Origin of the sequence: Streptomyces scopuliridis, assembly GCF_042790125.1 — a bacterium.
In the GTDB taxonomy this organism is placed as follows: domain Bacteria; phylum Actinomycetota; class Actinomycetes; order Streptomycetales; family Streptomycetaceae; genus Streptomyces; species Streptomyces scopuliridis_A.
In genome coordinates, this window is the sequence record NZ_JBHTZS010000020.1 from 123,683 (window position 1) to 148,477 (window position 24,795).

At 71.5% G+C, this 24,795-nt stretch carries 23 protein-coding genes; 15 read left to right on the top strand and 8 right to left on the bottom strand.

Annotated features, from left to right (window positions below):
- Nucleotides 1-26 precede the first annotated feature (26 nt).
- Complete coding sequence (locus ACFRKB_RS26745) at nucleotides 27-1,484, top strand: penicillin-binding transpeptidase domain-containing protein (RefSeq protein ID WP_383108983.1); 1,458 nt, start codon at nucleotides 27-29, stop codon at nucleotides 1,482-1,484.
- A gap of 68 nt (nucleotides 1,485-1,552) precedes the next feature.
- Complete coding sequence (locus tag ACFRKB_RS26750) at nucleotides 1,553-2,719, top strand: amidase family protein (protein ID WP_383108984.1); 1,167 nt, start codon at nucleotides 1,553-1,555, stop codon at nucleotides 2,717-2,719.
- Here ACFRKB_RS26750 and ACFRKB_RS26755 read toward each other — a convergent pair.
- Complete coding sequence (locus ACFRKB_RS26755) at nucleotides 2,682-3,581, bottom strand: ADP-ribosylglycohydrolase family protein (RefSeq protein WP_383109012.1); 900 nt, start codon at nucleotides 3,579-3,581, stop codon at nucleotides 2,682-2,684. The genes ACFRKB_RS26750 and ACFRKB_RS26755 overlap by 38 nt on opposite strands.
- Before the next feature lie 273 nt (nucleotides 3,582-3,854).
- Here ACFRKB_RS26755 and ACFRKB_RS26760 point away from each other — a divergent pair, with 273 nt between their 5' ends.
- The 4 genes from ACFRKB_RS26760 to ACFRKB_RS26775 all read left to right on the top strand — a co-directional run bounded on the left by ACFRKB_RS26760 (nucleotide 3,855) and on the right by ACFRKB_RS26775 (nucleotide 7,421).
- Nucleotides 3,855-4,790 (top strand): AurF N-oxygenase family protein, encoded by a 936-nt coding sequence (locus tag ACFRKB_RS26760; protein ID WP_383108986.1) that lies wholly within the window; start codon nucleotides 3,855-3,857, stop codon nucleotides 4,788-4,790.
- Between the two features lie 89 nt (nucleotides 4,791-4,879).
- Nucleotides 4,880-5,707, top strand: coding sequence for a TetR/AcrR family transcriptional regulator (locus ACFRKB_RS26765; protein WP_383108987.1), 828 nt, complete (start codon nucleotides 4,880-4,882; stop codon nucleotides 5,705-5,707).
- A gap of 14 nt (nucleotides 5,708-5,721) precedes the next feature.
- Nucleotides 5,722-6,042 carry a hypothetical protein gene (locus ACFRKB_RS26770; RefSeq protein ID WP_383108988.1) on the top strand — a complete coding sequence of 107 codons (321 nt, stop codon included), beginning with the start codon at nucleotides 5,722-5,724 and terminating at the stop codon, nucleotides 6,040-6,042.
- A gap of 101 nt (nucleotides 6,043-6,143) precedes the next feature.
- The gene (locus ACFRKB_RS26775; protein ID WP_383108989.1) at nucleotides 6,144-7,421 is read left to right on the top strand and encodes a C40 family peptidase; all 1,278 of its coding nucleotides are present in this window, start codon (nucleotides 6,144-6,146) and stop codon (nucleotides 7,419-7,421) included.
- Between the two features lie 241 nt (nucleotides 7,422-7,662).
- Here the strand turns inward: ACFRKB_RS26775 and ACFRKB_RS26780 are convergent, their stop codons facing one another.
- The 5 genes from ACFRKB_RS26780 to ACFRKB_RS26800 form a co-directional block, all read right to left on the bottom strand.
- Nucleotides 7,663-8,904 carry a styrene monooxygenase/indole monooxygenase family protein gene (locus ACFRKB_RS26780; RefSeq protein WP_383108990.1) on the bottom strand — a complete coding sequence of 414 codons (1,242 nt, stop codon included), beginning with the start codon at nucleotides 8,902-8,904 and terminating at the stop codon, nucleotides 7,663-7,665.
- 108 nt (nucleotides 8,905-9,012) lie between these two features.
- Entirely contained in the window at nucleotides 9,013-9,675 is a 663-nt protein-coding gene (locus ACFRKB_RS26785; protein WP_383108992.1) for a GTP-binding protein, read from the bottom strand.
- Nucleotides 9,656-10,069, bottom strand: coding sequence for a DUF742 domain-containing protein (locus ACFRKB_RS26790; RefSeq protein WP_383108993.1), 414 nt, complete (start codon nucleotides 10,067-10,069; stop codon nucleotides 9,656-9,658). The genes ACFRKB_RS26785 and ACFRKB_RS26790 overlap by 20 nt, the downstream gene beginning before the upstream one ends.
- Nucleotides 10,066-10,548 (bottom strand): roadblock/LC7 domain-containing protein, encoded by a 483-nt coding sequence (locus tag ACFRKB_RS26795; RefSeq protein ID WP_365975194.1) that lies wholly within the window; start codon nucleotides 10,546-10,548, stop codon nucleotides 10,066-10,068. Before ACFRKB_RS26795 ends, ACFRKB_RS26790 begins: the two co-directional genes overlap by 4 nt.
- Nucleotides 10,545-13,469, bottom strand: coding sequence for a sensor histidine kinase (locus tag ACFRKB_RS26800; protein WP_383108994.1), 2,925 nt, complete (start codon nucleotides 13,467-13,469; stop codon nucleotides 10,545-10,547). Before ACFRKB_RS26800 ends, ACFRKB_RS26795 begins: the two co-directional genes overlap by 4 nt.
- 49 nt (nucleotides 13,470-13,518) lie before the next feature.
- On the opposite strand from ACFRKB_RS26800, the gene ACFRKB_RS26805 reads away from it, so the two are divergent.
- Together ACFRKB_RS26805 and ACFRKB_RS26810 are read left to right on the top strand one after the other, a co-directional pair.
- On the top strand, nucleotides 13,519-13,824 hold the full coding sequence (locus ACFRKB_RS26805) for a hypothetical protein (RefSeq protein WP_383108995.1): 306 nt from the start codon (nucleotides 13,519-13,521) through the stop codon (nucleotides 13,822-13,824).
- 287 nt (nucleotides 13,825-14,111) lie between these two features.
- A complete protein-coding gene (locus ACFRKB_RS26810) occupies nucleotides 14,112-14,894 on the top strand; it encodes a protein phosphatase 2C domain-containing protein (protein ID WP_383108997.1) in 783 nt (260 codons plus the stop codon).
- A gap of 87 nt (nucleotides 14,895-14,981) precedes the next feature.
- On the opposite strand, the gene ACFRKB_RS26815 is transcribed toward ACFRKB_RS26810, so the two are convergent.
- Nucleotides 14,982-15,476, bottom strand: a complete 495-nt coding sequence (locus ACFRKB_RS26815; RefSeq protein WP_383108998.1) for a MarR family winged helix-turn-helix transcriptional regulator — start codon at nucleotides 15,474-15,476, stop codon at nucleotides 14,982-14,984.
- A gap of 215 nt (nucleotides 15,477-15,691) precedes the next feature.
- On the opposite strand from ACFRKB_RS26815, the gene ACFRKB_RS26820 reads away from it, so the two are divergent.
- The gene (locus tag ACFRKB_RS26820; protein WP_383108999.1) at nucleotides 15,692-16,540 is read left to right on the top strand and encodes a lysozyme; all 849 of its coding nucleotides are present in this window, start codon (nucleotides 15,692-15,694) and stop codon (nucleotides 16,538-16,540) included.
- 167 nt (nucleotides 16,541-16,707) lie between these two features.
- Here the strand turns inward: ACFRKB_RS26820 and lon are convergent, their stop codons facing one another.
- Nucleotides 16,708-19,119 (bottom strand): endopeptidase La, encoded by a 2,412-nt coding sequence (lon, locus tag ACFRKB_RS26825; protein WP_383109000.1) that lies wholly within the window; start codon nucleotides 19,117-19,119, stop codon nucleotides 16,708-16,710.
- 274 nt (nucleotides 19,120-19,393) lie between these two features.
- On the opposite strand from lon, the gene ACFRKB_RS26830 reads away from it, so the two are divergent.
- The 6 genes from ACFRKB_RS26830 to ACFRKB_RS26855 form a co-directional block, all read left to right on the top strand.
- The gene (locus ACFRKB_RS26830) at nucleotides 19,394-20,062 is read left to right on the top strand and encodes a flavin reductase family protein (protein ID WP_383109014.1); all 669 of its coding nucleotides are present in this window, start codon (nucleotides 19,394-19,396) and stop codon (nucleotides 20,060-20,062) included.
- 41 nt (nucleotides 20,063-20,103) lie between these two features.
- The gene (locus ACFRKB_RS26835; protein ID WP_383109002.1) at nucleotides 20,104-21,150 is read left to right on the top strand and encodes a DUF3626 domain-containing protein; all 1,047 of its coding nucleotides are present in this window, start codon (nucleotides 20,104-20,106) and stop codon (nucleotides 21,148-21,150) included.
- A gap of 121 nt (nucleotides 21,151-21,271) precedes the next feature.
- Entirely contained in the window at nucleotides 21,272-21,958 is a 687-nt protein-coding gene (locus ACFRKB_RS26840) for a spermidine synthase family protein (protein WP_383109003.1), read from the top strand.
- Nucleotides 21,959-22,062: 104 nt separating this feature from the next.
- Complete coding sequence (locus tag ACFRKB_RS26845) at nucleotides 22,063-22,800, top strand: response regulator transcription factor (RefSeq protein ID WP_030355662.1); 738 nt, start codon at nucleotides 22,063-22,065, stop codon at nucleotides 22,798-22,800.
- A 278-nt stretch (nucleotides 22,801-23,078) separates the two neighbouring features.
- Nucleotides 23,079-24,134 carry a HAMP domain-containing sensor histidine kinase gene (locus ACFRKB_RS26850; protein ID WP_030355661.1) on the top strand — a complete coding sequence of 352 codons (1,056 nt, stop codon included), beginning with the start codon at nucleotides 23,079-23,081 and terminating at the stop codon, nucleotides 24,132-24,134.
- Nucleotides 24,135-24,403: 269 nt separating this feature from the next.
- Nucleotides 24,404-24,795: 2-oxoglutarate dehydrogenase E1 subunit family protein (locus tag ACFRKB_RS26855; RefSeq protein WP_463291762.1), on the top strand; the 392-nt coding region annotated here is incomplete at its 3' end.

Here is a 24,795-nt window from a genome sequence, read left to right on the forward strand (position 1 = left end):
CGCCCCGTCGGAGGCAGGTGGCGGCCGTGACCCGGTACATCCGGCGGACCGCCGTCTTCTGTCTCGTCCTGCTGGTCGCCCTGCTGGTCAACGCGGCCAGGATCCAGGTCATCGACGCGGACTCGCTCGATCACAACCCCGCCAACCGCCGTGGCACCGTGGCCCGTTACTCGCAGCCGCGCGGCGACATCCTCGTCGAGGGCAGCGCGGTCACCGGCTCCAGGGACAGCGGACAGCAGCTGCGCTACGAACGCACCTACACCCAGGGCCCGCTGTACGCGCCCGTCACCGGCTACGCCTCCCAGACGTACGGGACGACCCTGCTGGAGTACGCCGAGGACGACATCCTCTCCGGTACGGACCCGATGCTCGCCCCGTTCCCCTTCTGGAACGAGATCACCCGCGGCCGGCGCCCCGGCGGGCAGGTGGCGACCACGATCAAGGCGTCCATGCAGCGGGCCGGGTACGAGGCACTGGCCGGCAGACGCGGCGCGGTCGCGGCCGTCGAGCCGTTCAGCGGCAGGATCCTGGCGCTGGTCAGCAGCCCGTCGTACGACCCCGGGCAGCTGTCGGGCACCGACGGGGCCGTGAACGGCGCGTGGGCCCGGCTGACCGGGGCGGAGGCGCAGCCCCTGCTCAACCGGGCCATCCGGGAGACCTATCCGCCCGGTTCCGCCTTCAAGATCGTGACGGCGGCGGCCGCGCTGGACTCCCGGACGGTCACCGATGTCCATGCCCCGACCGGTATCGCCGAGCCGTATGTCCTGCCGGGCACACGGACCGCGCTGCCCAACGAGACGGACGGATGCGACAAGGCGTCACTGGACTACGCGATCAGATGGTCCTGCAACACGGTGATGGCCGGGCTCGGCGTGAAGACCGGGCTCTCCGCGATGGTGGCGACGGCGCGGAAGTTCGGCTTCAACGACACCGGGATCACGATCCCCTCGGGGGTCGCCGCGTCCCACTTCGACACCCGCATGAGCGACGATCAGCTGGCGCTGTCCTCGATCGGACAGTTCGACACACGGGCCACCCCGCTCCAGATGGCGATGGTCGCGTCGGCGGTCGCGAACGGCGGGGAGCTCAAGTACCCCTTCCTGGTGGACCGGACCATGAACGCGGACGGCGACATCGTCTCCCGTACGGGCGAGCGCTCCTACCGGCGGGCGATGAACCCGGACACGGCGCAGCGGCTGCGGCAGCTGATGATCGGGGCCGTCGAGGACGGTACGGGAGCGAACGCCGGGATCGACGGGGCGACGGTCGGCGGGAAGACGGGGACGGCGCAGCACGGGGTGGGCAACACCGGGACGCCGTACGCCTGGTTCATCGCCTGGGCGCAGGCGGGCAATTCGAGCCGGCCCGCGGTCGCGGTGGCGGTGGTCGTGGAGGACGCGGAGGCGAACCGGTCGGACATCAGCGGCGGGGGCGACGCGGCGCCGATCGCGCGGGCGGTGATGCGGGCGGCGCTGCGAGACTAGGCCCTGTCTGACACATAGCGCCGTCCGCCCGGAGGGCGGGGCCTGTCGGACCGGAAAGGGCGGGGGCGGTGGCGGAGGACAGGGTCGCGGAGGCGCTGGCGCGGATCGAGCGGCTCGATCCCGCCCTGTGCGCGTTCATCGAGGTGTGGGACGCCGAAGCCAGGGAACGGGCGCGGACGGTGGACCGCCGACTCCCGCTCGCCGGGCTGCCGTTCGCGGTGAAGGGACCGTCGGGCATCCGGTCGTACGCGGCGGGGCGGCTGATCGGGGCGGGCGCGGTGCCGGTCGGGTCGACGGCGGTGCCGGGGCCCGGCACGTACTGGCAGACCTGGGGGCAGGGCAGGCACGGCCGTACGGTCAACCCGTACCGCGCGGACCGTACCCCCGGCGGGTCCTCCGCCGGGTCGGCGGTGGCGGTCGCGGCGGGGATGGTGCCGCTGGCGACCGGCAGCGACGGGGCCGGTTCGGTCCGGATCCCGGCGGCCTGGTGCGGGGTGTTCGGGCTGAAGACGACGAACGGGCTGCTGCCGTCCCCGGACCGTACCGGTCTGGCCTCGGCGGGTGTGCTGGCGCGATCGGCGGCGGAGGCGCGCGCGTATCTGCGGTGTGTGCTGGACAGCTACGAGGAGCCGCGGCCGGCCTTCCCCGTGCCCGCCGCCTTCTCCCCCGACCTCGGGTACGCACGGCCGGATCCGGAGGTGGCGGCGGTGGTACGGGCCGCGGTGGACCGGCTGGTGGCGGCTGGGGTCGTACGACTCGATCCGGCGCGGCGGCCGTTCACGCTGCTGGACCCGCGCGAGGCATGGATGGCGATACGGGGTGACGGCGGTGGCGGCGGTGGCGGCAGCCGGGAGGCAATGGCGCGGGCGTCGGACGTACGGGCGGAGAACGACCGGCGGCTCGACGCGCTCTTCGCCCGTACGCCGCTGCTGCTCACCCCGGTCACACCCAACAGGCCGCATGGCCACGAGGGTCCGGGCGAGCTGTACTCCACCGCGTTGACCTGGGCGTTCAATCTGAGCGGGCATCCCGCGGCGAGCATTCCGGCCGGTTTCACGGCGGACGGATGTCCGGTGGGGCTGCAACTGGTGGCGGCGCGCGGTGCGGACGCCTCGCTCCCGGAGATCGCCCTCGCGGCCCCGGCCCCGGCCCCGCCTCCGGCACCGCGGCGGGCGCGACCCGGGCACCGTGTACCGGCTACGCCAGCGCCTCCCGGCGCTCCCGCCACTCCGTAGGGACCGAGCCCGTCCCGGTGCGGGCCGCGACGATGCCCGCCGTGATCGCGCAGGTCGTGTCGACATCGCCGAAGCCCTCGGCAGTCGACCAGAGCGCGGCGGCCAGATCGTCACGGTGGCGGGCAGCCGTCCATACGGCGAACGGCACCGTGTCGTCGGCCCGGATCCGCTGGCCGTTGCCGAGCAGATCCGCCGCCTTCCACGGCTCGGTGGCGAAGGGCAGTTCGGCCGCCCGCGCCAGCCCGTCCCGTACCGGACCCTCAGGGGTCGCCTCGGCCACCGCCGCCACGGAGAGTTCGGACCGTACCGACAGCGCCGCCGCCACCGCGATCGCCACCGCGCCCGCGATGCCCTGCGGGTGTGCGTGGGTCACCTCGGCGGAGAGCACGGCCTGTTCGGTCACGCGGTCCAGATCGGCCGCGAACCAGGCGCCCAGCGGCGCCACCCGCATCGCCGCGCCGTTGCCCAGACTGCCGCCCTCGAACAGCCCGGGGGCCAGGGTGCGCCAGTTCGCCGGCTCCGCGAGCAGGGCGGGCAGCAGCATGTGCATACCGTGCCCGTAACCGCGGGCCGGATCGGCGTCGTACGTACGGGCGAAGCACAGCGCGAGCCGGTCCTGGTCGATGGCGCCGCGTTCGTCCAGGACGCGTTGTATCGCCAGGGCCATCGCGGTGTCGTCCGTCCAGTGCCACTCCAGTTCCGGCGGCGTGATCCTGGCCCTGATCTCCGCGTACGCGCGCTGACGTTCGCGGAAGAGAGGGAACCAGCGTTCGCCGAAGGCGTCGCCCAGGGCGAGCCCTTCGAGACTGCGGCGGGCGGCCGCGCGGTCGGCATCGGGGTGTGGAGCGGTCATACGCGCCATCGTGCCGTGCGACGCGGTGTTACGCGGTGGGTTCGGGCGTATATCCGTCATGAGTCCGCGGAAGGCGCCATGTCGTCCGGCCACGGCTCCTTCCCTCGCGGCAGCCGCTCACGCACGTACACGCCCCGGCGGGGCAGTTGAAGGGCCGGCGGCAGACCCGCACGGTGCCGGACGCGGAGTCAACACGTCGCGCACAAGGGATTGACGCCCTTGTTGACGAGCGGTCTCATAAGGGGTGACCGCCGGTAACCCAGCCATGAGGTGCGCTCCGCCATGACGACAGTGACCGAACGCGATGTGCAGCTGCTCCGCGACGCACTCGGCCCGCTCCGGGACCGCGAGAAGGTCGCCGAGCGGTTGCTCGAATCCTCCGCCAAGCACTCCTTCGACCCCGACAAGGAACTGGACTGGGACGCCCCGGCCGAGCACGGCAAGTGGTTCTGGCCGCCCGAGCTGGTCTCGCTCTACGACACGCCGCTCTGGCGGACGATGTCCGAGGAGCAGCGGATGGACCTGGCCAGGCACGAGGCCGCGTCGCTCGCCTCGCTCGGTATCTGGTTCGAGATCATCCTGATGCAGCTGCTGGTCCGGCACATCTACGACAAGCCCGTGACCAGCAGCCACGTCCGCTACGCCCTTACCGAGATCGCGGACGAGTGCCGGCACTCCATGATGTTCGCGCGGCTGATCAGAAAGGGCGGGACCCCGGCGTATCCCGTGCCGCGCTACTACCACAACCTCGCGCGCGTCCTGAAGACCGTCTCCACCACCCCCGGTTCCTTCGCCGCCACGCTCCTCGGCGAGGAGATCCTCGACTGGATGCAGCGGCTGACCTTCCCGGACGAGCGCGTCCAGCCCCTCGTGCGCGGGGTGACCCGTATCCATGTCATCGAGGAGGCGCGCCATGTCCGGTACGCCCGCGAGGAGTTGCGCCGCCAGATGGTCACCGCGCCGCGCTGGGAACGGGAGTTGACCCGGCTCAGCTCCGGTGAGGCCGCCCGGGTCTTCTCGGTCTGCTTCATCAATCCGGGGGTGTACGAGCACGTCGGCCTCGACCGCCGGCAGGCCGTCGCGCAGGTGCGGGAGAGCGGACACCGCCGGGAAGTGATGCGGTCGGGCGCCAAGCGGCTCACCGACTTCCTGGACGACATCGGCGTGCTGCGCGGGGCGGGGCGCAGGCTCTGGAAGTCCTCCGGCCTCCTCGCCTGACCGGCGCCAACGCCACGGCCGCCGCCAACGCCAACGCCCCCGTCCCGGTCCGCACCCCCACGCGGGGGCCCGGCGGTTACGCTGCCGACATGACCGCGCCCGCAACGCCCGCGTACCGGAGGCTCAGCGTCGAGGAGCGCCGTACGCAACTCCTCGACGCGGCCCTCGGCCTCTTCGCGCACCGGGCGCCCGAGGATGTCTCGCTCGATGATGTCGCCGCCGCGGCCGGGGTGTCCCGGCCGCTCGTCTACCGCTACTTCAGCGGCGGCAAGCAGCAGTTGTACGAGGACGCGCTGCGCTCCGCCGCCGACGAGCTGGAACTCTGCTTCACCGAACCGCCGGTGGGGCCGCCGACCGAGCGGCTGGGGCGCGTCCTCGACCGCTATCTCGCCTTCGTCGACCAGCACGACACCGGGTTCAGCGCGCTGCTGCGGGGCGGCAGCGTCTGTGAGACGTCCCGGACGACCGCGATCGTCGACGAGGTACGGCGGGCCGCGGCCGGACAGATCCTGCTGCACCTCGGCACGGACGGCACGCGTGGCACGGACGGCACAAGCGGTACGGACGGCACGCGTGGTACGGACGGCACAAGCGGTACGGATGGCGCGGGCGGTACGGACACCCATGCCCCGGCGGTGCCCGGCGCGCGGCTGCGGATGCTGGTGCGCACCTGGATCGCGGCCGTCGAATCCGCCTCGCTGATATGGCTGGACGAGGAGAAGCGCCCGCCCGCCGACGAGCTGCGCGACTGGCTGGTCGACCATCTGATCGCCCTGCTGGTGGTCACGGCCGCGACCGACGAGGAGACCGCGGCGGCCGTCGGCGCGCTCGTGGCGTACGAACACCCGGACGGCCCCGTGGGCGCGCTGGCCCGCCGGGTGCTGCCCCTGGTGAACGCGGCGGCGCACCTCCCGTAGGCGAGACTGGGGGTGTGAGAAGCGAAGACACTCTCTTTGTCGGCGGGCCGCTGGACGGGCGCGTGCTGCCCGTACTGACCGGGCCGACCGGGCAGCCGCCCAAGTGGTACCAGGTCCCGGTGCCGGACGCGGACGGCGGGCCGCCCACCGTCCTCACCTACCGTCGCGCCCCGGCCGGCTACACCAAGCGGCTCGGGATCCAGCGCGGCTGGAAGTACGAGTTCGTGCCCGAGGGCCGCGAGCGGCGCGCGCTGAAGTGGCCCTGGTCGAAGCCGGGCGGCGGTACGGAGCGGGGCGACGATACGGAGCAGCGCGACCGTCCCTCACAAGGATGATGCTGCTGCGCCACTGAGCCCATTAATGCGCTCTTCACAAGCCATATCACCTCATCATCGCCTAGTGCTGGACTGCCCGTCCCGCAACCGGAGGTGATGACGTGTCAGACAGAGTGTCGCTAACGTCCGTCTGTACGGCCGCGCTGGCCGCCGCGACGGTCTTCGCCGCGGTGCCGGTCGCGTCGGCGGCACCGTCGCCGACCCCCTCCCCCGCCCCCACCCCCACCGCATCGGCTTCGGCCGGCCTCGGCGCACCCGGCGTCACCGACGACGCCCCGCCCCGCACCGTCGCCGAGATGCTGACCCGGCTCCAACAGCTCTACCGCGAGGCCGAGAAGGCCACCGAGGAGTACAACGCCACCGCCGCCGAACTGACCCGGCAGCGCGCCGAGACGAAGAGGCTGGACTCCGAACTCGCCCGCACCCGCGCCGCGCTGGCCCTCAGCCGCCTCAACGCGGGCCGGCTGGCCCGCGAGCAGTACCAGGGGCAGTCCGGTCTCTCCGGCTATCTGCGGCTGTTGCTCGCCCGCGATCCGCAGAGCGCCCTGGACGAGACCTATCTGCTGGCGCGCGCGGCACGCGGCAGGGCGGTGACGCTGAACCGGCTGACGGGCGGCGAACAGCGCGCGCGGGCCCTCGCCACCGCGTCCCGCGAGGCCCTCGCCCGTCAGCAGGCGCTCGCCACGAAGCAGAAGAGACAGCGCGACATGGTCAGATCCCGGCTTCAGGAGGTCGAGAAGCTGCTCGCCTCCCTCAGCCGTGCTCAGATCGCGGCCCTGACCGATCTGGAACGGGCCGGTGCGGACAAGGCCCAGCGCGAACTGCTCGCCTCCGGCGCCCTCGGTGAAGGCACCTCACCGGGCGCGGGCGGACCCCAGGGCGCGGGCGGTCCTGCCGGTGCGTCGGTCCGCAAGGCGCCCTCGCGGGCGGGCCAGGCGGCCCTGGAGTACGCGATCGAGCAGATCGGCAAGCCGTACGAGTGGGGCGCCGAGGGGCCCGATTCGTTCGACTGCTCGGGGCTGACCTCACGGGCCTGGGCGCGCGCCGGCCTCGCCATCCCCCGTACCAGCCAGGAGCAGTGGAACGAACTCCCCAAGGTCTCCCTGCGTGAGCTGCGCCCCGGCGACCTGGTGGTCTACTTCCCGGGGGCCACACATGTGGCGATCTATCTGGGCGACGGGATGGTGATCCAGGCGCCGCGCCCCGGGACCAACGTCAAGGTCTCCCCCATCGCGGCGAATCCCCTGCTGGGCGCGGTCCGTCCGGACCCGGAGGCCACGGCGATGGACCCGGGGGCGTACGCGCCCCCGACACTGCCCCCGGGCGCCCTGGACGGTTCGGACGCCGGTTACGGCGAGGAGGCGGCACCGGAAGTCTGAACGGCCGCCCAGGGAAGGGGCGTCCAGGGAACAGGCGTCCAGGGCCTGCCCGGCCGGGCAGGCCCTAGGGCGTGTTGCGAAAGTCCCGCCTGGCCTGCGACGCCCGGCACGCACGCTCGCTGCGTTGTCGGAGTCGTCCAAGTACGTCCAGTACGAGGACGATCCTCCGCCTTGCGATCGCACGCACCGGACGCCGCAGGCCCCGCCCTGCGGGCGGACGGCGCTACTTTCGCAACACGCCCTAGGAGGCCGCGCCCGCCGCCTCCGCCAGAAACGCGTTCGCCTTCTCCGGCTCGTAGAAGAAGTTCTCGAAGTCCGCCGGGTCGTTGAAGCCGTTCGCGAACCGGTCGGCGACCACCGGCAGCTGACCCGCCGCGCCGATCAGGTTCAGGACATGCTCCGGCGGGACGCCCAGCATCGCGTTCGTCCACTTGGTGACATGCCGCGCGGTGTCCCAGTAACGGTCGAACGCCGACCGCATCCACGCCTCGTCGAACGGCTGGTCGCCATGGCTCACGATCGACTCCAGATACGAGGCAGCGCACTTGGACGCCGAGTTGGAGCCCTGCCCGGTGATCGGGTCGTTGGCGACGACGACATCGGCGACACCGAGCACCAGACCGCCGCCCGGCAGCCGCCCGATCGGATTGCGTACGGTCGGCGCGTACCGACCCGACAGCGTCCCGTTGGCGTCCGTCAGCTCGGCCTTCGTGGCGCGCGCGTACTCCCAGGGCGTGAAGCGCTCCATCAGCTCCAGCGTCAGCGCGAGATGCTCGGCGGGGTCCTTGATGCCCTGGAAGACATCGAGCGGACCGCCGGGGACGCCTTCCCAGAAGAGGATGTCCGCGCGGCCGGAGGTGGTGAGGGTGGGCATCACGAACAGCTCGCCGACGCCCGGCACCAGATTGCAGCGGACCGCGTCGTACTCCGGGTGCTCGGGGCGCGGCCCCAGACCGTGGACATACGCGACGGCGAGCGCGCGCTGCGGCGCGTCGTACGGGGAACGCGAGGCGTCGCGGCCGAACATCGAGACCAGTTCGCCCTTGCCCGCCGAGACCAGGACCAGGTCGTACGTACGGGAGAAGAAGTCCAGGTCGGAGACTGCCGCCCCATGGATCACCAGCTGGCCGCCGCGCTGCGCGAAGGTCTCCATCCAGCCGGCCATCTTGACGCGCTGGTCGACGGACTGGGCGTAGCCGTCCAGTCTGCCGACCCAGTCCACGGCCCGGCTGGAGTCGGGGGCGGCGACCGAGACGCCGAGCCCTTCGATCCTCGGTGCCTGGGACTCCCAGAAGCCCAGCTTGAGATCGCGTTCGTGCTGGAGCCCCGTATGGAACATGCACTGCGTGGACATGACCCGGCCTGACCGGATCTCGTCCGCCGTGCGGTTGGACATCAGGGTGATCTCGTACCCCTGCGACTGGAGTCCAAGGGCGAGCTGGAGCCCGGACTGGCCTGCTCCGACGATGAGTATCTTCCGCATGGCGGGGTTCTCCGTTTGCGCGCGTGGCGACGACTGACGTGGCCTGAGGTGGCTGATAACTGACGTCGGCTCAGGCTACCGGCCACGTCCTGTCCGGCCGGACAGGGACTACTCCGGAGAGGTTTCCAGCGCATGCCGCACCAGCGCGAGCAATGACTCGACCGCCGTGTTCCGTTTGCGCGCGTCCATGATCAGTACAGGCACATGCGGCGGAATCGTCAAGGCCTCGCGCACATCCGCCGGCTCGAACGCCGGTGTTCCCTCGAAGTGGTTGACGGCGACGACATACGGCAGTCCGCAGCTCTCGAAGTAGTCGAGCGCCGGGAAGCAGTCGGGCAGCCGTCGCGTATCGGCCAGCACGATGGCACCGATCGCGCCACGCACCAGGTCGTCCCACATGAACCAGAAGCGCTTCTGGCCCGGCGTACCGAAGAGGTACAGGACGAGGTCGTCGTCGAGGGTGATACGCCCGTAGTCCATCGCCACGGTCGTGGTGAGCTTGTCGGGCGTCGCGCTGAGATCGTCGACCTCCGCGCTGGCCTGGGTCATCAGCGCCTCGGTCTGGAGCGGCGGAATCTCCGAGACCGCCCCGACGAAGGTCGTCTTGCCGACACCGAAGCCACCCGCGACCACGATCTTGGTGGCGATCGGCGCACGCGTACGGTCCAGCTGCCAGGGCTGGAGATCCTCTTCACGTTCGGGCCCGACGGCGGCCGGCGACGGGCCGGCCTCGCCGAACGCGGCGATGACGTCAGAGGCGGCGGAGTCCACTCAGCACCCTTTCCAGCAGTGCGTGGTCGGGCTGGCCGGTATCGTGCCCGGTCCCGTACACACGGATCTTTCCCTGGTCGGCGAGGTCGCTGAGCAGCACCCTCACCACCCCCAGCGGCATCTTGAGCAGCGCCGAGACCTCGGCGACGGTACGCATCCGCCGGCACAGCTCGACGATGGCCAGCATCTCCGGCATGACGCGCGACGCGCCGCCACCGTCCGTCAGTTCCCTGCGCTCCTCCGCCGCTTCGAGCGCGGCGACGAAGGTCTCGACCAGCAGGACATGGCCGAACCGGGTGCGTCCGCCGGTGAGCGAGTACGGACGGACCCGCGCGGGCCTGCGGTCGGCGCCGCGTACGGGCAGCCCCCGGACGTGATCGGCGGACGGCGTCATTCGGCGCTCTCCATCGACTTGCGCAGCTCGTCGCGGACTTCGGGCGTCAGTACATGTCCGGCGCGGCCGACGAAGAGCGCCATGTGGTAGGCCACCACGCTCATGTCGCAGTCGGGGGTGGCGTGCACCCCGAGCAGTGAGCCGTCGCTGATCGCCATGACGAAGACGCTGCCCTCCTCCATGGCGACCATGGTCTGTTTGACCCCGCCGCCGTCCATCAGCTTCGCCGCACCGATGGTGAGGCTGCCGATACCCGAGACGATGGTGGCCAGATCGGCGCTGGAGCCGCGGGGGCCCTCCCTGCGCACGGTGGTGGCCGCCTCGGTGTTCAGCCCCGGGTCGGAGGAGAGCAACAGGAGTCCGTCGGACGAGACGACGGCGACCGAGTGCACCCCTGGCACCTCCTCGACGAGGTTGCTCAACAGCCAGTGCAGGTTGCGGGCTTCGCTGCTCAGTCCGAATGTGCCGGTCGCAGTCAACTGCGTGCCTCCTCGACTGTCTCCCCCGTCTCTCCGGTATGTACCTCGGTCCGTGCCGCGGAGGCCGGGGGCTCCGCGTGCTCGGCCCGGTCAGACTGTTCCGACTGCTCCGTCAGTTCGGCCTCGACATCGCGCCGGCCTTCCTTCGCCCCCTGGTGGAAGCCGCCGAGTCTGCGGCGCAGCGCTTCGGCGTCCACGCTGCCGGATCGCCCGGTGGGCGCGGCGGCGGGCTTGACGATCCTGGGGGTGCGCTTGGGCAGCCCCTTGTCGGTGACGCGTTCCGGTCCGTCCGCACCGGCCGGCGCGGCAGGCTCCGCCTCGGCGGATCCGGGCTGCCGGGGCAGCCGCATCGTGAACGTGTCCTGGTCGGGGCCGGTGGTCGGCGGCTCACCGTCATGGGCCCGCTCGTGGGAGTCGGGGCCGATGGCGTACGGGCCGACGGCGGTGTCGGGGGCGGTCGCCCCGTACGCGGCGACGGCGCCGGTGTCGGTGTCGGCGGTGCGTTCGCGCTCGGCGGCGCGGTCCCGCTCCGGGGCGCGTTCGCGCTCGGCGGCACGTTCGCGCTCGGTCGTACGTTCCGGCTCCGGAGCACGCTCCCGCTCCGGCGCGCTCGTCCCCTGGGCCTCTTCGGCCTCGGCCCGGCGGATCGCCGCCTCGGCGGCCACCACCAGCGGGTCGACCTCGGGAACCGCGGCCTCGGCGGGAACCGCGGATTCCACCGGACCCGTGCCGTCCGCCGTCGGCCGGCCCGGCTGCGAACGGCCCTGGAGCGTATTGGAGTTGGCCTCCGCCGTCGAGCCCGGCAGCTGCACCGAGGGGGCCGCGCCGGCCGCCCGTGCCCGGTGCGGCGAGCCCGCCGTCGTGGACGCCGGCAGCAGCGCCTGCGGCAGGACCACGACCGCGGCCACGCCGCCCTGCTGGTGCTCGCGCAGCTCGACCCGTACGCCATGGCGCGCCGCGAGCAGCCCGGCGACGCGCAGGCCGAGCCCCTCGCCCTCCGGCTCGCTCACGAACGGCTTGCGCGGAGGGCCGTCGAGTCCCTCGGGGCCCTCCGGCTCGGCGAGCCGCGCGTTGAGCACGGCGAGCCGGTCCGCCGACATGCCGATGCCCTGGTCCTGTACGGAGAGCATCACCTCACCGGTCTCCAGCAGCCAGCCGGAGAGCTGGACCTCGGCGTCCGGCGGCGAGAAGGCGGTGGCGTTCTCCAGCAGCTCGGCGACGAGATGGCTGAGATCGTCCGCGGCGAAGCCGGCCACCTGCGCGTGCGGCGGCAGGGACTGGATCGTGATCCGCTCGTACCGCTCGATCTCGCTGACGGCCGCGCGCAGTACGTCCACGAGCGGTACGGGCCCGGTCGAGCCGTGGCCGTGCTCATGGCCGGCGAGCACGAGCAGATTCTCGCTGTGCCGGCGCATGACGGTGGCCATGTGGTCGAGCTTGAAGAGGGTGGCGAGCTGCTCGGGGTCCTGCTCGCGCTCCTCCAGGCCCTCGATGACGGCGAGCTGGCGCTCCACGAGGCCGAGGTTGCGCAGCGAGAGGTTGACGAAGGTGTGGTGCACGGTGTGGCGCAGCCGCTGGAGCTGGGCGGCGAGCTCGGTCGTACGTTCCTGGAGTTCGGCGCGCTGGGCGACGATCTTCTCGCGCGCGCCGATCAGGCCGAGCCGCTCCCTGTCCAGCTCCCCGGCGCGGGTGGAGAGGTCGAGCAGCTTGCTGTGCAGGCTGTTGAGGGACCGGACGACCTGCGCGAACTCGTCGTTGCGGCCGGTGAACCGGACGGGCTCCTCGGTCTCCGGCGCCGCCGACAGCCGGGCCGCTCCGATCCGTACGACCGCGAGCGGGCGGGTGAGCGTACGGGCGACGGCGGTGGAGACCCCGACGGCGATCAGCAGACAGCCGCCGAGCAGCGCGATCCGCAGTTCGAGGCCGGTGACGGCGTCGTCGCGCAGCGCTTCGAGCCGCTCCACCTGGCTGGTGCCGAGGCCGGACTCGACGCCGCGCATCTGGTCGATCCGGGCGGAGAGCGCGGAATTGACCTTCTCCTGGTCGGCCTCGCGGTCGGAGTCGGAGAGTTCGGGCCGGTCGGTGAGCCGGGTCAGATACCCCTCGGCGGTCTTGATCTCGGGCCCGGTGACGGTGCCGGTGAGGGACTCGCGTGCCTCGGTGCCCGCGCTCTGGTCGAAGTCGGCGAGCGCGCCGAGTTCGCGTACGCGCGCCTTCTGGGCGTCGGCGCTGAGGTCGTCGCGGAGCTGGTCGTTCTTCTTGCTGTCCGCGTCGGCCTGGGACTCGACGGGGAGGCCCGTGATCGGGTCGTACTGCGGTGTGGAGTCGGTGGGGCTGGGCACGGCGAGCGCGGCCAGCAGCAGCCCGCGGCTGGCCGAGGCCTGTTCGACGGCGCGGGAGAGAGCGGCGGGGGCGCGGGTGCCGTCGGCGGCCTCGGCCGGGGTCTGTTCGGCCAGCTCGTCGGCGAGGGCCTGGAGTTTGGCGATGACCTCGGAGTAGGCGCGGTACGCCTCCAGCGCCGAGCCCTTGCCGGTGAGGGCGGTGCGGCGGATGGAGGGGACGGTGGAGAGGTCGCGCAGCAGGCCGGGAGAGGCGGACGCGGTGGAACGCATCTCGTCGATCTGCCGGTCGACCCGGCTGCTGCGGGTGTCCGAGATCGTGTGCTTGCCCTTGCCGCCCTTGCCCCCGGATCCGCCGGGCTGCTCGTCGCGGCCGGCGGCGATATAGACGATGACCTCGTCGCGTTCGTCCGCGAGGGAGTGGCTGAGGATCACGGCCTGCCGGTTCAGTTCGGCGAGGACGACCAGGTTCTGGGCATCGTTCAGCTCGGTGGAGGCGGTGAGTACGGCGGGAGTGCCTGCCGCGATGACGGTGACCCCCAGGACCGCGACACCGGCTACCAGCCGGTTGCGTACCCGCACTCGGCGTCCTCCCTGAGCCTTGCCGGCATCGGTCGGGATGCTCCCGGCCGTGGCGATTCCCGCCGTGGCGTTTCCGGCCTTCTTTTTTCCGGGCTTGTTCTTGCCGGGCTTGTTCTCACCGGTGGCCGAAGTGGCCGAACTGGTCCCGGACGTGGTGACCGAGGTGGCCTCGTCCCGCCCGACACCGTTACCCCGAGGCCGCTTCTTCTGCACCGGTGCTCGCATTCTTGACTCGTCCGCCCATGAAGCAGAGGTGACGACCGGTCACTACGTGAGAACCCCCACCCCTGGCACGGCTGTCGACCATTCCAGCGCCCTTGGGAGGAAGGCGCGCATCGGCCGCTCCGCCACCTGAACGAGTGAACATCAAGAAGGAGTTGACGAACAACTCTTCCCACCCAGGACCCGTCGTGAACATGGCGCGCCGGGTGGACCTTCCGCGCGGGCTTTGGCAGGATGCGCGCCCGCAGCTTCCCCGGCCCCCTCAATCCTGCCCCCTCCCCGCCTCCGTCCGGCTTCGTCCGGGACTCATTCTGACCGAATGAGAGCGGTTGACCTGCCGGAACGGACCGATCAGCACGACGTGCAGACACCGTGAAGAGTTCATGCGGATAGCCGGGAGAGTCATGCACACTGGTGCGCATGCGTATCGAACTCGCCACCACGCCCGGCGCCGCCGTACGGCCCAATGAGGACTGGACTTCCGTGGTCCTGCCCGCGGGTGGCGAGGGCGGCGCGCTGGTCGTGCTGGACGGAGTGACACCCCCGGCGGGGGACGACGGATGTGTACACGGTGTGCCCTGGTTCACCGCCAGGCTGGGTGGCGCGCTCGCCGAACTGTCCGGTTCACGACGGGATATGCCACTGGCAGAGATCCTCGCGGCATCGATCGCGCGTACGGCGGACGCCCACCGCGAAACCTGTGACCTTTCTCACGTACGTACGCCTCAGGCGACCGTCGTCCTCGCGCGCTGGGGTTCGGACACCGTCGAACATCTGGTGCTCTCCGACTCGACGCTGCTGCTGGAGTCGCCGGACGGCGCGGTGCGCGCCGTGCTCGACGACCGTCTGGACCGTATCCCGCGTGAGGCGCTGCGCTCGGTGGCCACGGCGGACGCGCTGCGCAACGCGGAGGGCGGCTTCTTCACGGCGGCGGCGGACCCGGCGGTCGCGGCGAAGGCGGTGACGGGCCGTACGCCGGCGGCGGAGGTACGCACCCTGCTGGCGCTGACGGACGGCGCGGCCCGCTGGGTGGAGGTGTTCCGGGAGGGCGGCTGGGCGGACTGTCTGGCGCTGGTGCGCAAGAACGGCGCACAGGAGCTGATCGATCGCGTGAGGGCGTCGGAGTCGGCGGACCCGGACGGGGTGGCGTTCCGCCGGGGGAAGACGAGCGATGACGCGACCGTGACGTACGTGGAGCTGTAAGGGCGGATCCCCGCACGGCGCGCGGATCTCGACGCCGGGGTCGGGCCGGGCGCCGGGCCCGCCCGAGATCCGCCCCTGGAGCCGCGGTCAGCTCTCGGCGCGGGCGTTGAGATGGTGGAGCAGCCGGGCCAGTTCGGCGATCTCGGCGCGGTCCCAGTCGGCCAGCTTCTGTACGTACCGCTCGCGTCGCGCGTCACGCACCCGCCGGAACCGGGCCCGGCCCTCGTCGGTGATCCGGATGAGCGAGGCGCGTCCGTCGGCCGGATCGGGCTCGCGCGTCACCAGTCCCAGTTCCTCCAGGGCGCGCAACTGACGGCTTATCGTCGCCTTGCCGACGCCGAAATAGGCGGCGAGTTCGGTGGCCCGCTGACAGTTGTTCTCGTCCAGCCGGACGAGCAGTCCGTACGCGGCGGGCTCAAGCTCGGGATGGACCTCGCGCGCCATTTCGCCGGAGCTGGCGCGTGCGCGGCGCAGAAAGACCGCCAGTTCCCGTTCCAGCGCCAGGAATTCGTGGTCCACACCACTGCTTCCCGTGAGTCCGGGATCTTTCGCCGTACCATTTCCGTGCACGTCAGCACCCATCGTGCGCTTTTCCGCTCCTGAAAGTTTCTTTCGCCGACGACCATTGCCGCAGCTCCGCCAGTATTTCGCAGGTTTATACCAACGGAAGCAGCGTGGCGCTCTTCCGTCACCAGGGTCTACGTGCGTAGCGTCAATACTGGCATGTCCATTGCACTACATGTCGACGTGTCAGTCCCGTCATGAGATCCCCCCACCGAGGTCTTCGGAGGCACGCAATGCCCGTGCACAGATCCGGAACGACCGGCCGATCGTTCGCCGCCGCGGCCGGCGCTCTCCTCGCAAGTCTCGCGCTTCTCCTCACCCTCCCGGGTGCGGCGGGCGCCGCCACCTCGCCGGCCGACCCACCGGCCGGCACACCCGTACGCGGCTCGGCCCACATGGGCATGGGCGTCATCGAGCACGACGGCCAGGGCGGTCTGCCCCGCACGGACCGTGTCGTCCAGACGGAGGGCGTGGACGTCTCCGGCCATCAGGGGAACGTCAACTGGGCGTCCCTGTGGAACAGCGGCGTGAAGTGGGCCTACGTCAAGGCCACCGAGGGGAACTACTACAAGAACCCCTACTTCGCCCAGCAGTACAACGGCTCCTACAACATCGGCATGATCCGGGGCGCGTACCACTTCGGCACGCCGAACGACTCCAGCGGCGCCAACCAGGCCAACTACTTCGTGGACGGCGGCGGTGGCTGGTCGCGCGACGGCAAGACGCTGCCCGGCGTGCTGGACATCGAGTGGAACCCGTACGGCGAACAGTGCTACGGCAAGACGCCGGCCCAGATGGTCGCCTGGATCCGCGACTTCCTGACCACGTACAAGGCCCGGACCAGCCGCGACGCCGTGATCTACACGGCCACGAGCTGGTGGAAGACCTGCACCGGCAACTACGCGGGCTTCGGCTCCACGAACCCGCTGTGGATCGCCCGCTACGACACCACGGTCGGCGAGCTGCCGGCGGGCTGGGGCTTCCAGACGATCTGGCAGTACACCTCGACGGGCCCGATCGTCGGCGACCACAACAGGTTCAACGGCGCCCTGGACCGCGTCCAGGCCCTGGCGAACGGCTGACCGCACCGCGACGTCACGCGGTCCCGACCGGAACGGAGGGCCGGTCGGGACCACGTTGTCATGCGCGGCACTGGTCATGCACGGCCGTTGCTGGTCATACGCGGCCGTTGTCGTGCGGCCGCCGGTGTCCGTCAGGCCGCCGGTGTCCGTCAGGCCGCCGGTGTCCGTCAGGCCGCCGCCGGGACCAGGACCTCCGCCGGGGCGAGGGCGATCTCCAGGACCTGGCGGACATCCGTCACCGGGTGGACGTCCAGCTTGTCGAGGATCTCGGCCGGGACGTCGTCCAGGTCCGGTTCGTTGCGCTTCGGGATCACGACCGTCGTGAGGCCCGCGCGGTGGGCGGCCAGCAGCTTCTGCTTGAGGCCGCCGATGGGCAGGACGCGTCCGGTCAGCGAGACCTCACCGGTCATGGCGACGTCCGTGCGGACCAGCCGGCCGCTGAGCAGCGAGGCCAGGGCCGTCGTCATCGTGATGCCCGCGCTCGGGCCGTCCTTCGGCACCGCGCCCGCCGGGAAGTGGATGTGCACGCCCCGGTCCTTCAGATCCGCCACCGGCAGCTCCAGTTCGGCACCGCGCGAGCGGAGGAACGAGAGCGCGATCTGTGCCGACTCCTTCATCACGTCGCCGAGCTGTCCGGTCAGGGTCAGGCCGGAGCCGCCCGTCTCCGGGTCGGCCAGCGACGCCTCGACGTAGAGGACGTCACCGCCCGCGCCCGTGACCGCGAGGCCCGTGGCCACGCCCGGCACCGCCGTGCGGCGCTCGGCCGGGTCCTGGGCGGACTCGGGTACGTGGTGCGGCCGGCCGATCAGCTTGCGCAGGTGCTCGGCGCCGAGCGCGAACGGCAGCTCCCGCTCGCCCAGTTCGTGCTCGGCCGCGACCTTGCGGAGCAGCCGCGCGATGGCGCGTTCCAGGTTCCGTACGCCCGCCTCGCGGGTGTACTCGCCCGCCAGCTTGCGCAGCGCGTCGTCCCGCAGCGTGACCTCGCCGGGCTCCAGGCCCGCGCGCTCCAGTTGCCTGGGCAGCAAGTGGTCCCTGGCGATGACGACCTTCTCGTCCTCCGTGTAGCCGTCGAGCCTGACCAGCTCCATACGGTCGAGCAGCGCCTCCGGGATCGCTTCCAGGACGTTCGCCGTGGCGAGGAACACCACGTCGGACAGGTCGAGTTCGACCTCCAGGTAGTGGTCGCGGAAGGTGTGGTTCTGCGCCGGGTCCAGGACTTCGAGCAGCGCCGCGGCCGGGTCGCCGCGGAAGTCGGAGCCGACCTTGTCGATCTCGTCGAGCAGGACGACCGGGTTCATCGAACCGGCCTCCTTGATGGCCCGGACGATACGGCCCGGCAGGGCGCCGACGTACGTACGCCGGTGGCCGCGGATCTCCGCCTCGTCCCGTACGCCGCCCAGCGCGACCCGGACGAACTTCCGGCCCATGGCGTGCGCGACGCTCTCGCCGAGCGAGGTCTTTCCGACGCCCGGAGGGCCTACCAGGGCCAGTACGGCGCCGCCGCGACGGCCGCCGACCACCCCGAGACCGCGGTCCGCGCGCCGCTTGCGCACGGCCAGGTACTCGGTGATGCGTTCCTTCACGTCCTCCAGCCCGGAGTGCTCGGCGTCGAGCACGGCCTGGGCGCCGCGGATGTCGTACTCGTCCTCCGTGCGCTCGTTCCAGGGCAGTTCGAGGACGGTGTCCAGCCAGGTGCGGATCCAGGAGCCCTCGGGGCTCTGGTCGGACGACCGCTCCAGCTTGTCGACCTCCTTCAGCGCGGCTTCCCGCACCTTCTCGGGGAGGTCCGCGTTCTCGACACGGGTCCGGTAGTCGGCGGACTCGTCGTCGTCGCCCTCGCCGTTGATCTCGCGCAGCTCCTTGCGTACGGCGTCGAGCTGACGCCGGAGCAGGAACTCGCGCTGCTGCTTGTCGACGCCCTCCTGGACGTCCTTCGCGATGGACTCGGCGACATCCTGTTCGGCGAGGTGTTCGCGCAGCTGCTCGGTGGCGAGCTTGAGCCGGGCCACCGGGTCGGTGGTCTCCAGCAGCGCCACCTTCTGCGCGGTGGTCAGGAACGGTGAGTAACCGGAATTGTCGGCGAGCGTGGACACGTCGTCGATCTGCTGGACGCGGTCCACCACCTGCCAGGCGCCGCGCTTCTTCAGCCAGTCGGTGGCGAGCGCCTTGTACTCCTTGATCAGCTCGGTCACGGACCCGGGAAGCGGGTCGGGCGCCGTCTCGTCGACGGCGATGCCCTCGATCCAGAGGGCCGCGCCGGGCCCGGTCGTACCGGCACCGATGCGCACACGGCCACGGCCGCGGATCAGCGCGCCGGGGTCTCCGTCGGAGAGCCGGCCGACCTGCTCGACGGTTCCCAGCACACCCGTCCCGGCGTACGTCCCGTCGACGCGCGGCACGAGCAGCACCTTGGGCTTGCCGCCGCCGTCGCCCCCGTCACGGGCAGCCGCCTGCGCGGCCTCCACCGCGGCGCGGACCTCGGCGTCGGACAGATCCAGAGGCACCACCATGCCGGGCAGGACGACCTCGTCGTCGAGCGGCAGCACGGGAAGCGTGAGCGGTGTGGAGGTGTCAGCCATGATCTCCCCTTCGGCAGTCAAGTTGAGCTATACCGGCTCAATGCTTGTGAGTCTCTGGATGTTCCCCGGGTTCCGTTCGCTCTGAGCGATCGTCGGCGTGTTCCACCGGCGTGGAGCCGCGTGAGATCCCGCGCGGGGCCGCTGACCAGCGCTGATACTTCGGCCGGCGCCGAAGCGTCCGCGTCCTAGCGTCGACGGTATGAACAACTCGACGGACACCCTGACGGATTCCCCGACCAATTCCCCGACCGATTCCCTGCCGGACTCCCTGGCGATGGCACCCACGCGCCATGTGGTCATCGAACCGAGCATTCTCTACTTCGGGACCCCCGTCGTCCTGCTCACCACCGAGAACGACGACGGCTCGTTCAATCTCGCCCCGATGTCCTCGGCCTGGGCGCTCGGGCAGGTGGTCGTGCTGGGGCTCGGTGCCGACGGGCAGACCGCGCACAATCTCACCGCCGGGCCGGGCCGCCGCCGCGAGCTGGTGATCAGCCTGCCCGCTCCGGACCAGTGGCCCGCGGTGGAACGGCTGGCTCCGCTCACCGGACGCGATCCCGTCCCGGCGAGCAAGCCGCCCGCGTGCCGCTTCGAACCGGACAAGTTCACCGCGTCGGGTTTCAGCCCCGCGCCCTCCGATCTGGTCGGGCCGCCGCGCGTCGCCGAGTGCCCCCTCCAACTGGAGGCGTACGCCGAGCAGGTACGACACGACGTCTCGGGAGGCTTCCTCATCGTCGAGGCGGTCGTACGGAAGGTGCACGCGTCCCCGGACATCGTCGTGCCCGGCACGGATCACGTCGATCCCGCCGCGTGGAGTCCGCTCATCTACAACTTCCGCCACTACTTCGGCCTCGGCCCGGAACGGGGCCACACCTACCGGAGCGAGACAGCGGCGAAGACGACGGCGGGGACGGCGGCGGGGACGGCACCCGCACCCCGATAACCCGGTTGTCGCCGCCGTCCCCCTCGGCCGATACTCCCGCGATGACCGCCACCGACGCCCGGCTGACCTCGGCCCAGCTCGCCGCGCTCCGCCATGTACGGACGACCGGAGCGGCCGGCTCCGAAGCCGCGCTCGCCAGGATCGGCGGCCGGGACGCCGCCGCGCTCATCTCCCGGATCCACGCCCACGCGCGCATCACGCTCAACTTCCACCCCGACCGGCTCCTCGCCGACGGCGCGACGGTGGCCGAGTCCATGGCGCGGGACGGGCGCTACCGGAGCCAGTACGAGACCGGGCTCTCCAACGGCAGCCGTACCGCCGTCCCCGGCGGTGACCGGGACCGCTGGGAGGAGCGGTTCTTCGGCGGGGCGTACCACCTCCCCGGGGTACGGCCCGCCGACCGGCCCAAGTACGGGGCCGTCAACCTGTACGGCCACCCCGACGGCGCCTCCCCGCGCTTCGGCTCCTGCCATGTGCGGCTGCGGCCCGAGGTCAACGTCCGGGCGACGTACTCGCACGGCGACAGCCACGCGGCCCCCGGCGACGTGGGCACGATCGATACGTTCAGCTGTGTGCTCGCGGGGCTGCTGGAGGAACGGCCGGACGCGGCCGGGGCGATCGCGCGGCTGCCGTACGACACGACCGCCGCCGGCGCGACAACCGCGAGCGGGCCTCCGGGCCGGGCGCTCGACGAGTACGTCGAGGCCCAGGTCCACGGCGGCATCGACCTCGCGTCCGACGCGGAGGCGCTGGTCCTGGACCCCTCCTTCCGCGGAACACGGACCGCCCGGCTGCTGACGGACCTCGCGCGGCGGTCCCGGATCGCCGTCGAATGGCACGGCGGTTTCGTGCTGGCGCCGGAGGAGGTGAACGCGGAGTTCCGGGGCCCGGTGATGGTCCCGCTCGCCGCCCATGTCTGCCGCGCGTACGCCAGGACGGGCACGCTCGACGCCGGGGTACTGGGTCACGCGGCGGCCTCGGCCGTCCGGGAGCCGGGGGCCTGGGACGGGTGGGGCACCCAGGACGAGGTGCTCCAGTACATCAAGCAGCTCTGGCATGTCCTGGTGCGGTACGGGCGGTACCGGTAAGTGGCTCAATACCGCTGCTCGCCTCCGCGCACGGCGGGGACAGGGGGAAACGGATTGTCTCCCTCCATTCCTTACGAGCAGGATGTCAAGCGGTACCAGCCGTCCGACGGAGAGGCTCAGCATGCCCGTACCCGCACCTCATCCCGAAGCCGTCACGCTCGACCGGCGTGCGGGACCCTATGGCGAGGTCGTGCTGCGGCAGCGTGGTGAACGGCTGGAAATCATCGCCAACGGGTGCTTCCTGATGGATACCTCTGACGGCCGTTCCGAGCGGCTGCTCATCGACGCCGCGCTGGCCGCACTCCCCGGGGAGCGGCGTCGGCCTGACGTGCTGGTCGGTGGTCTCGGGGTGGGGTTCTCGCTCGCGCACGCCACCGCCGAACCCCGCTGGGGCCGGATCGTGGTGGTCGAGCGGGAGCAGGCCGTCATCGACTGGCACCGGGACGGGCCGCTCCGGCGGATCTCCGGTGCGGCGCTGGCCGATCCGCGCGCTGTGATCCTGCACACCGACCTGGTGGAGCATCTGCGGACGACCACGGAACGTTACGACGCCCTGTGTCTGGACATCGACAACGGACCCGAGTGGACCGTCACCGAGGACAACGGAAACCTGTACTCGCCGGACGGACTGGCCGCCTGCCGGGCGCGGCTGAATCCGGGCGGTGTCCTCGCCGTATGGTCGGCGAATCCCTCTCCCGCCTTTGCCGAAGCGTTGGGGAATGCCGGATTCAGCGGGGTAAGGGCGGAAGAGATCCAAGTTGCCCGGGGCGTACCCGACGTGGTCCATCTCGCTGTTCGCACTGCGTAGCCGGAAGGCTCCCGCTGCCTCTACGCTGCTCCACACACACGGATCTGCATACTTCATGCAGATCGCCGATCAAGGATCGCGGAACGCGTACCAGGGGCGGGGCGATGGAGCAGACACACACCAGCCACAACGGAGTCGCGGCGACGCCCGGCGCCCAGCGCCGGGTCCTGGTGGTCGAGGACGATGCGACGATCGTCGACGCCATCGCCGCACGGCTGCGGGCCGAGGGATTTCTCGTGCAGACGGCGCTGGACGGACCGGCGGCCGTGGACGCGGCCGAGGCCTGGCAGCCGGACCTGATGGTCCTCGACGTCATGCTGCCCGGCTTCGACGGCCTGGAGGTCTGCCGTCGCGTCCAGGCGCAACGCCCGGTGCCGGTGCTGATGCTGACGGCCCGCGACGACGAGACGGACATGCTGGTCGGCCTCGGGGTCGGCGCCGACGACTACATGACCAAGCCGTTCTCGATGCGGGAACTGGCCGCGCGGGTGCATGTGCTGCTGCGCCGGGTGGAGCGGGCGGCGCTCGCCGCGGTGACCCCGCGCAGCGGCATCCTCCGGCTGGGCGAGCTGGAGATCGACCACGCGCAGCGCCGGGTGCGGGTGCGCGGTGACGATGTGCATCTGACGCCCACCGAGTTCGATCTGCTGGTCTGTCTGGCGAACACCCCGCGCGCGGTGCTCTCCCGGGAGCAGCTGCTCGCCGAGGTGTGGGACTGGGCGGACGCCTCGGGGACCCGTACGGTCGACAGCCACATCAAGGCGCTGCGCCGGAAGATCGGCGCCGAGCGGATCCGTACCGTCCATGGCGTCGGCTACGCGCTGGAGACCCCGGCGCCATGACCGGGCCGGATGACGGCCGCGACGCCGACGGGGACAGAGCCGGAACCCGGGCGGACCGAACCCGGGCGGACCGAACCCGGGCCGACGGAACCGGGGCCGAGGGAACCCGGGCCGACGCGGATGGCGTGCCACCGGCGACCGCCACCTCCGGCTCCCCGCGGAAGCCCGGCTCCGGCGGCACCCGCTCCGCCGGGACCGGCGCCGGCCGCGACAGCCGCGGCGCCCGGCGCCCCCCGGCCCTGGAATTCCGGCCCGGACCCCGCCCCGACGGCACCGGGCTGCGGCCCTTCTCCATCAAGGCCAAGCTCGGCACCCTCGTCGTCATCTCCGTCTTCATCACCACCGGACTGCTGATGGTGGCCCTGCGCACCGAGACCGAGCTGCGCTTCATCACCGTCTTCTCGATGATCGCCACGCTGCTCATCACCCAGTTCGTGGCGCACGGCCTGACCGCGCCGCTCGACGAGATGAACACGGTCGCGAAAGGCATCTCGCACGGCGACTACACCCGCCGGGTCAGCGGCGCGGACCGCCGCGACGAGCTGGGCGACCTCGCCTCCACGATCAATCGCATGGCCGACGACCTGGAGGCCGAGGACCGGCACCGCAAGGAGCTGATCGCCAATGTCTCGCACGAGCTGCGCACGCCCATCGCGGCCCTGCGCGCCGTGCTGGAGAACGTCGTGGACGGGGTCTCGCCCGCCGACCCCGAGACGATGCTCACGGCCCTGCGGCAGACCGAGCGGCTGGGCCGGCTGACGGAGACGCTGCTCGATCTGTCCCGGTTGGACAACGGGGTCGTACCGCTTCGGTCACGGCGCTTCGAGGTCTGGCCGTATCTCTCCGGTGTGCTGAAGGAGGCCAATCTGGCGTCCTCGCAGCGCGGGCCGATCTCCGGCTCCGGCCATCACACCCGTACGGACGTACACCTCCACCTGGACGTCTCACCGCCCGAGCTGACCGCGCACGCGGACGCGGAGCGGCTGCACCAGGTCGTCGCCAACCTCATCGACAACGCGGTCAAGCACAGCCCGCCGCACGGCCGGGTCACCGTACGGGCCCGGCGCGGCACCGGCCCCGAGTCGCTGGAGCTGGAGGTGCAGGACGAGGGCCCCGGGATCCCGGAGCAGGAGCGGCACCGTGTCTTCGAACGGTTCAACCGGGGCACCGCGCAGTACCCGCACGGCCCCGGCAGCGACGGCGGTACGGGCCTGGGTCTGGCGATCGCCCGCTGGGCGGTGGATCTGCACGGCGGACGGATAGGAGTGGCCGAATCGGCCCGCGGCTGCCTGATACGGGTCACTCTGCCGGGAGCACCGCGGCCCCGTCATTGACGTAGAGTTCGAAGCGAAAGCGCACGATCTCCGGACACGGAGTCGGGGACGGGCGAGCAACAGGCCGTGAACCGGCCGTTCCCGGAGCGTTACGCGTTCCCGGCACAACGGAACCTGGCTTGTTTCCCGCCAATTGTTACGCTGAAACTCGCCGTCGGATGTGACTTGCACGACGATGGCACGCCCGGCCTCCACCTGCTGGCCTGGTAGGCGTAGCCTTGATTCCCGCTGTCCATCACCTTGTGAAGCGGAAGAGGGCGGTTCACGCCGTGTCGTCTCAGTCCCCCAGTAACGCGAGCATCTCGACCGACGAAGACGGGCAGGGCAAGAACCCTGCCGCGGCCTTCGGTGCCAATGAGTGGCTTGTCGACGAGATCTACCAGCAGTACCTCCAGGATCCGAATTCGGTTGACCGTGCCTGGTGGGACTTCTTCGCCGACTACAAGCCGGGCACTCCCGGTACGGCGGACAGTTCCGATGAGACCAAGGCGACCGCAGCCGCGGGGGCTGCGGTGCCCACGACCACGACCCGGGCGACCGCCCCCGCCCCCTCGGCGCCCGCCGCCCCGGCGCGGCCCGCGGCTCCGGCCCAGGCGCAGGCTCCGGCTCCGGCTCCGGCTCCGGCACAGCCGGCCGCCCCGGCCGCGGCCCCCGCCGCGCC

What these genes read in the sequence shown, in the direction of transcription:
- ACFRKB_RS26755 (WP_383109012.1), bottom strand. Translation starts at nt 3,581, where the DNA reads ATGGCGCGTATGACCGCTCCACACCCCGATGCCGACCGCGCGGCCGCC.
- ACFRKB_RS26760 (WP_383108986.1), top strand. Translation starts at nt 3,855, where the DNA reads ATGACGACAGTGACCGAACGCGATGTGCAGCTGCTCCGCGACGCACTC.
- ACFRKB_RS26765 (WP_383108987.1), top strand. Translation starts at nt 4,880, where the DNA reads ATGACCGCGCCCGCAACGCCCGCGTACCGGAGGCTCAGCGTCGAGGAG.
- ACFRKB_RS26780 (WP_383108990.1), bottom strand. Translation starts at nt 8,904, where the DNA reads ATGCGGAAGATACTCATCGTCGGAGCAGGCCAGTCCGGGCTCCAGCTC.
- ACFRKB_RS26790 (WP_383108993.1), bottom strand. Translation starts at nt 10,069, where the DNA reads ATGACGCCGTCCGCCGATCACGTCCGGGGGCTGCCCGTACGCGGCGCC.
- ACFRKB_RS26810 (WP_383108997.1), top strand. Translation starts at nt 14,112, where the DNA reads ATGCGTATCGAACTCGCCACCACGCCCGGCGCCGCCGTACGGCCCAAT.
- ACFRKB_RS26815 (WP_383108998.1), bottom strand. Translation starts at nt 15,476, where the DNA reads ATGGGTGCTGACGTGCACGGAAATGGTACGGCGAAAGATCCCGGACTC.
- ACFRKB_RS26820 (WP_383108999.1), top strand. Translation starts at nt 15,692, where the DNA reads ATGCCCGTGCACAGATCCGGAACGACCGGCCGATCGTTCGCCGCCGCG.
- lon (WP_383109000.1), bottom strand. Translation starts at nt 19,119, where the DNA reads ATGGCTGACACCTCCACACCGCTCACGCTTCCCGTGCTGCCGCTCGAC.
- ACFRKB_RS26830 (WP_383109014.1), top strand. Translation starts at nt 19,394, where the DNA reads ATGGCACCCACGCGCCATGTGGTCATCGAACCGAGCATTCTCTACTTC.
- ACFRKB_RS26835 (WP_383109002.1), top strand. Translation starts at nt 20,104, where the DNA reads ATGACCGCCACCGACGCCCGGCTGACCTCGGCCCAGCTCGCCGCGCTC.
- ACFRKB_RS26840 (WP_383109003.1), top strand. Translation starts at nt 21,272, where the DNA reads ATGCCCGTACCCGCACCTCATCCCGAAGCCGTCACGCTCGACCGGCGT.
- ACFRKB_RS26845 (WP_030355662.1), top strand. Translation starts at nt 22,063, where the DNA reads ATGGAGCAGACACACACCAGCCACAACGGAGTCGCGGCGACGCCCGGC.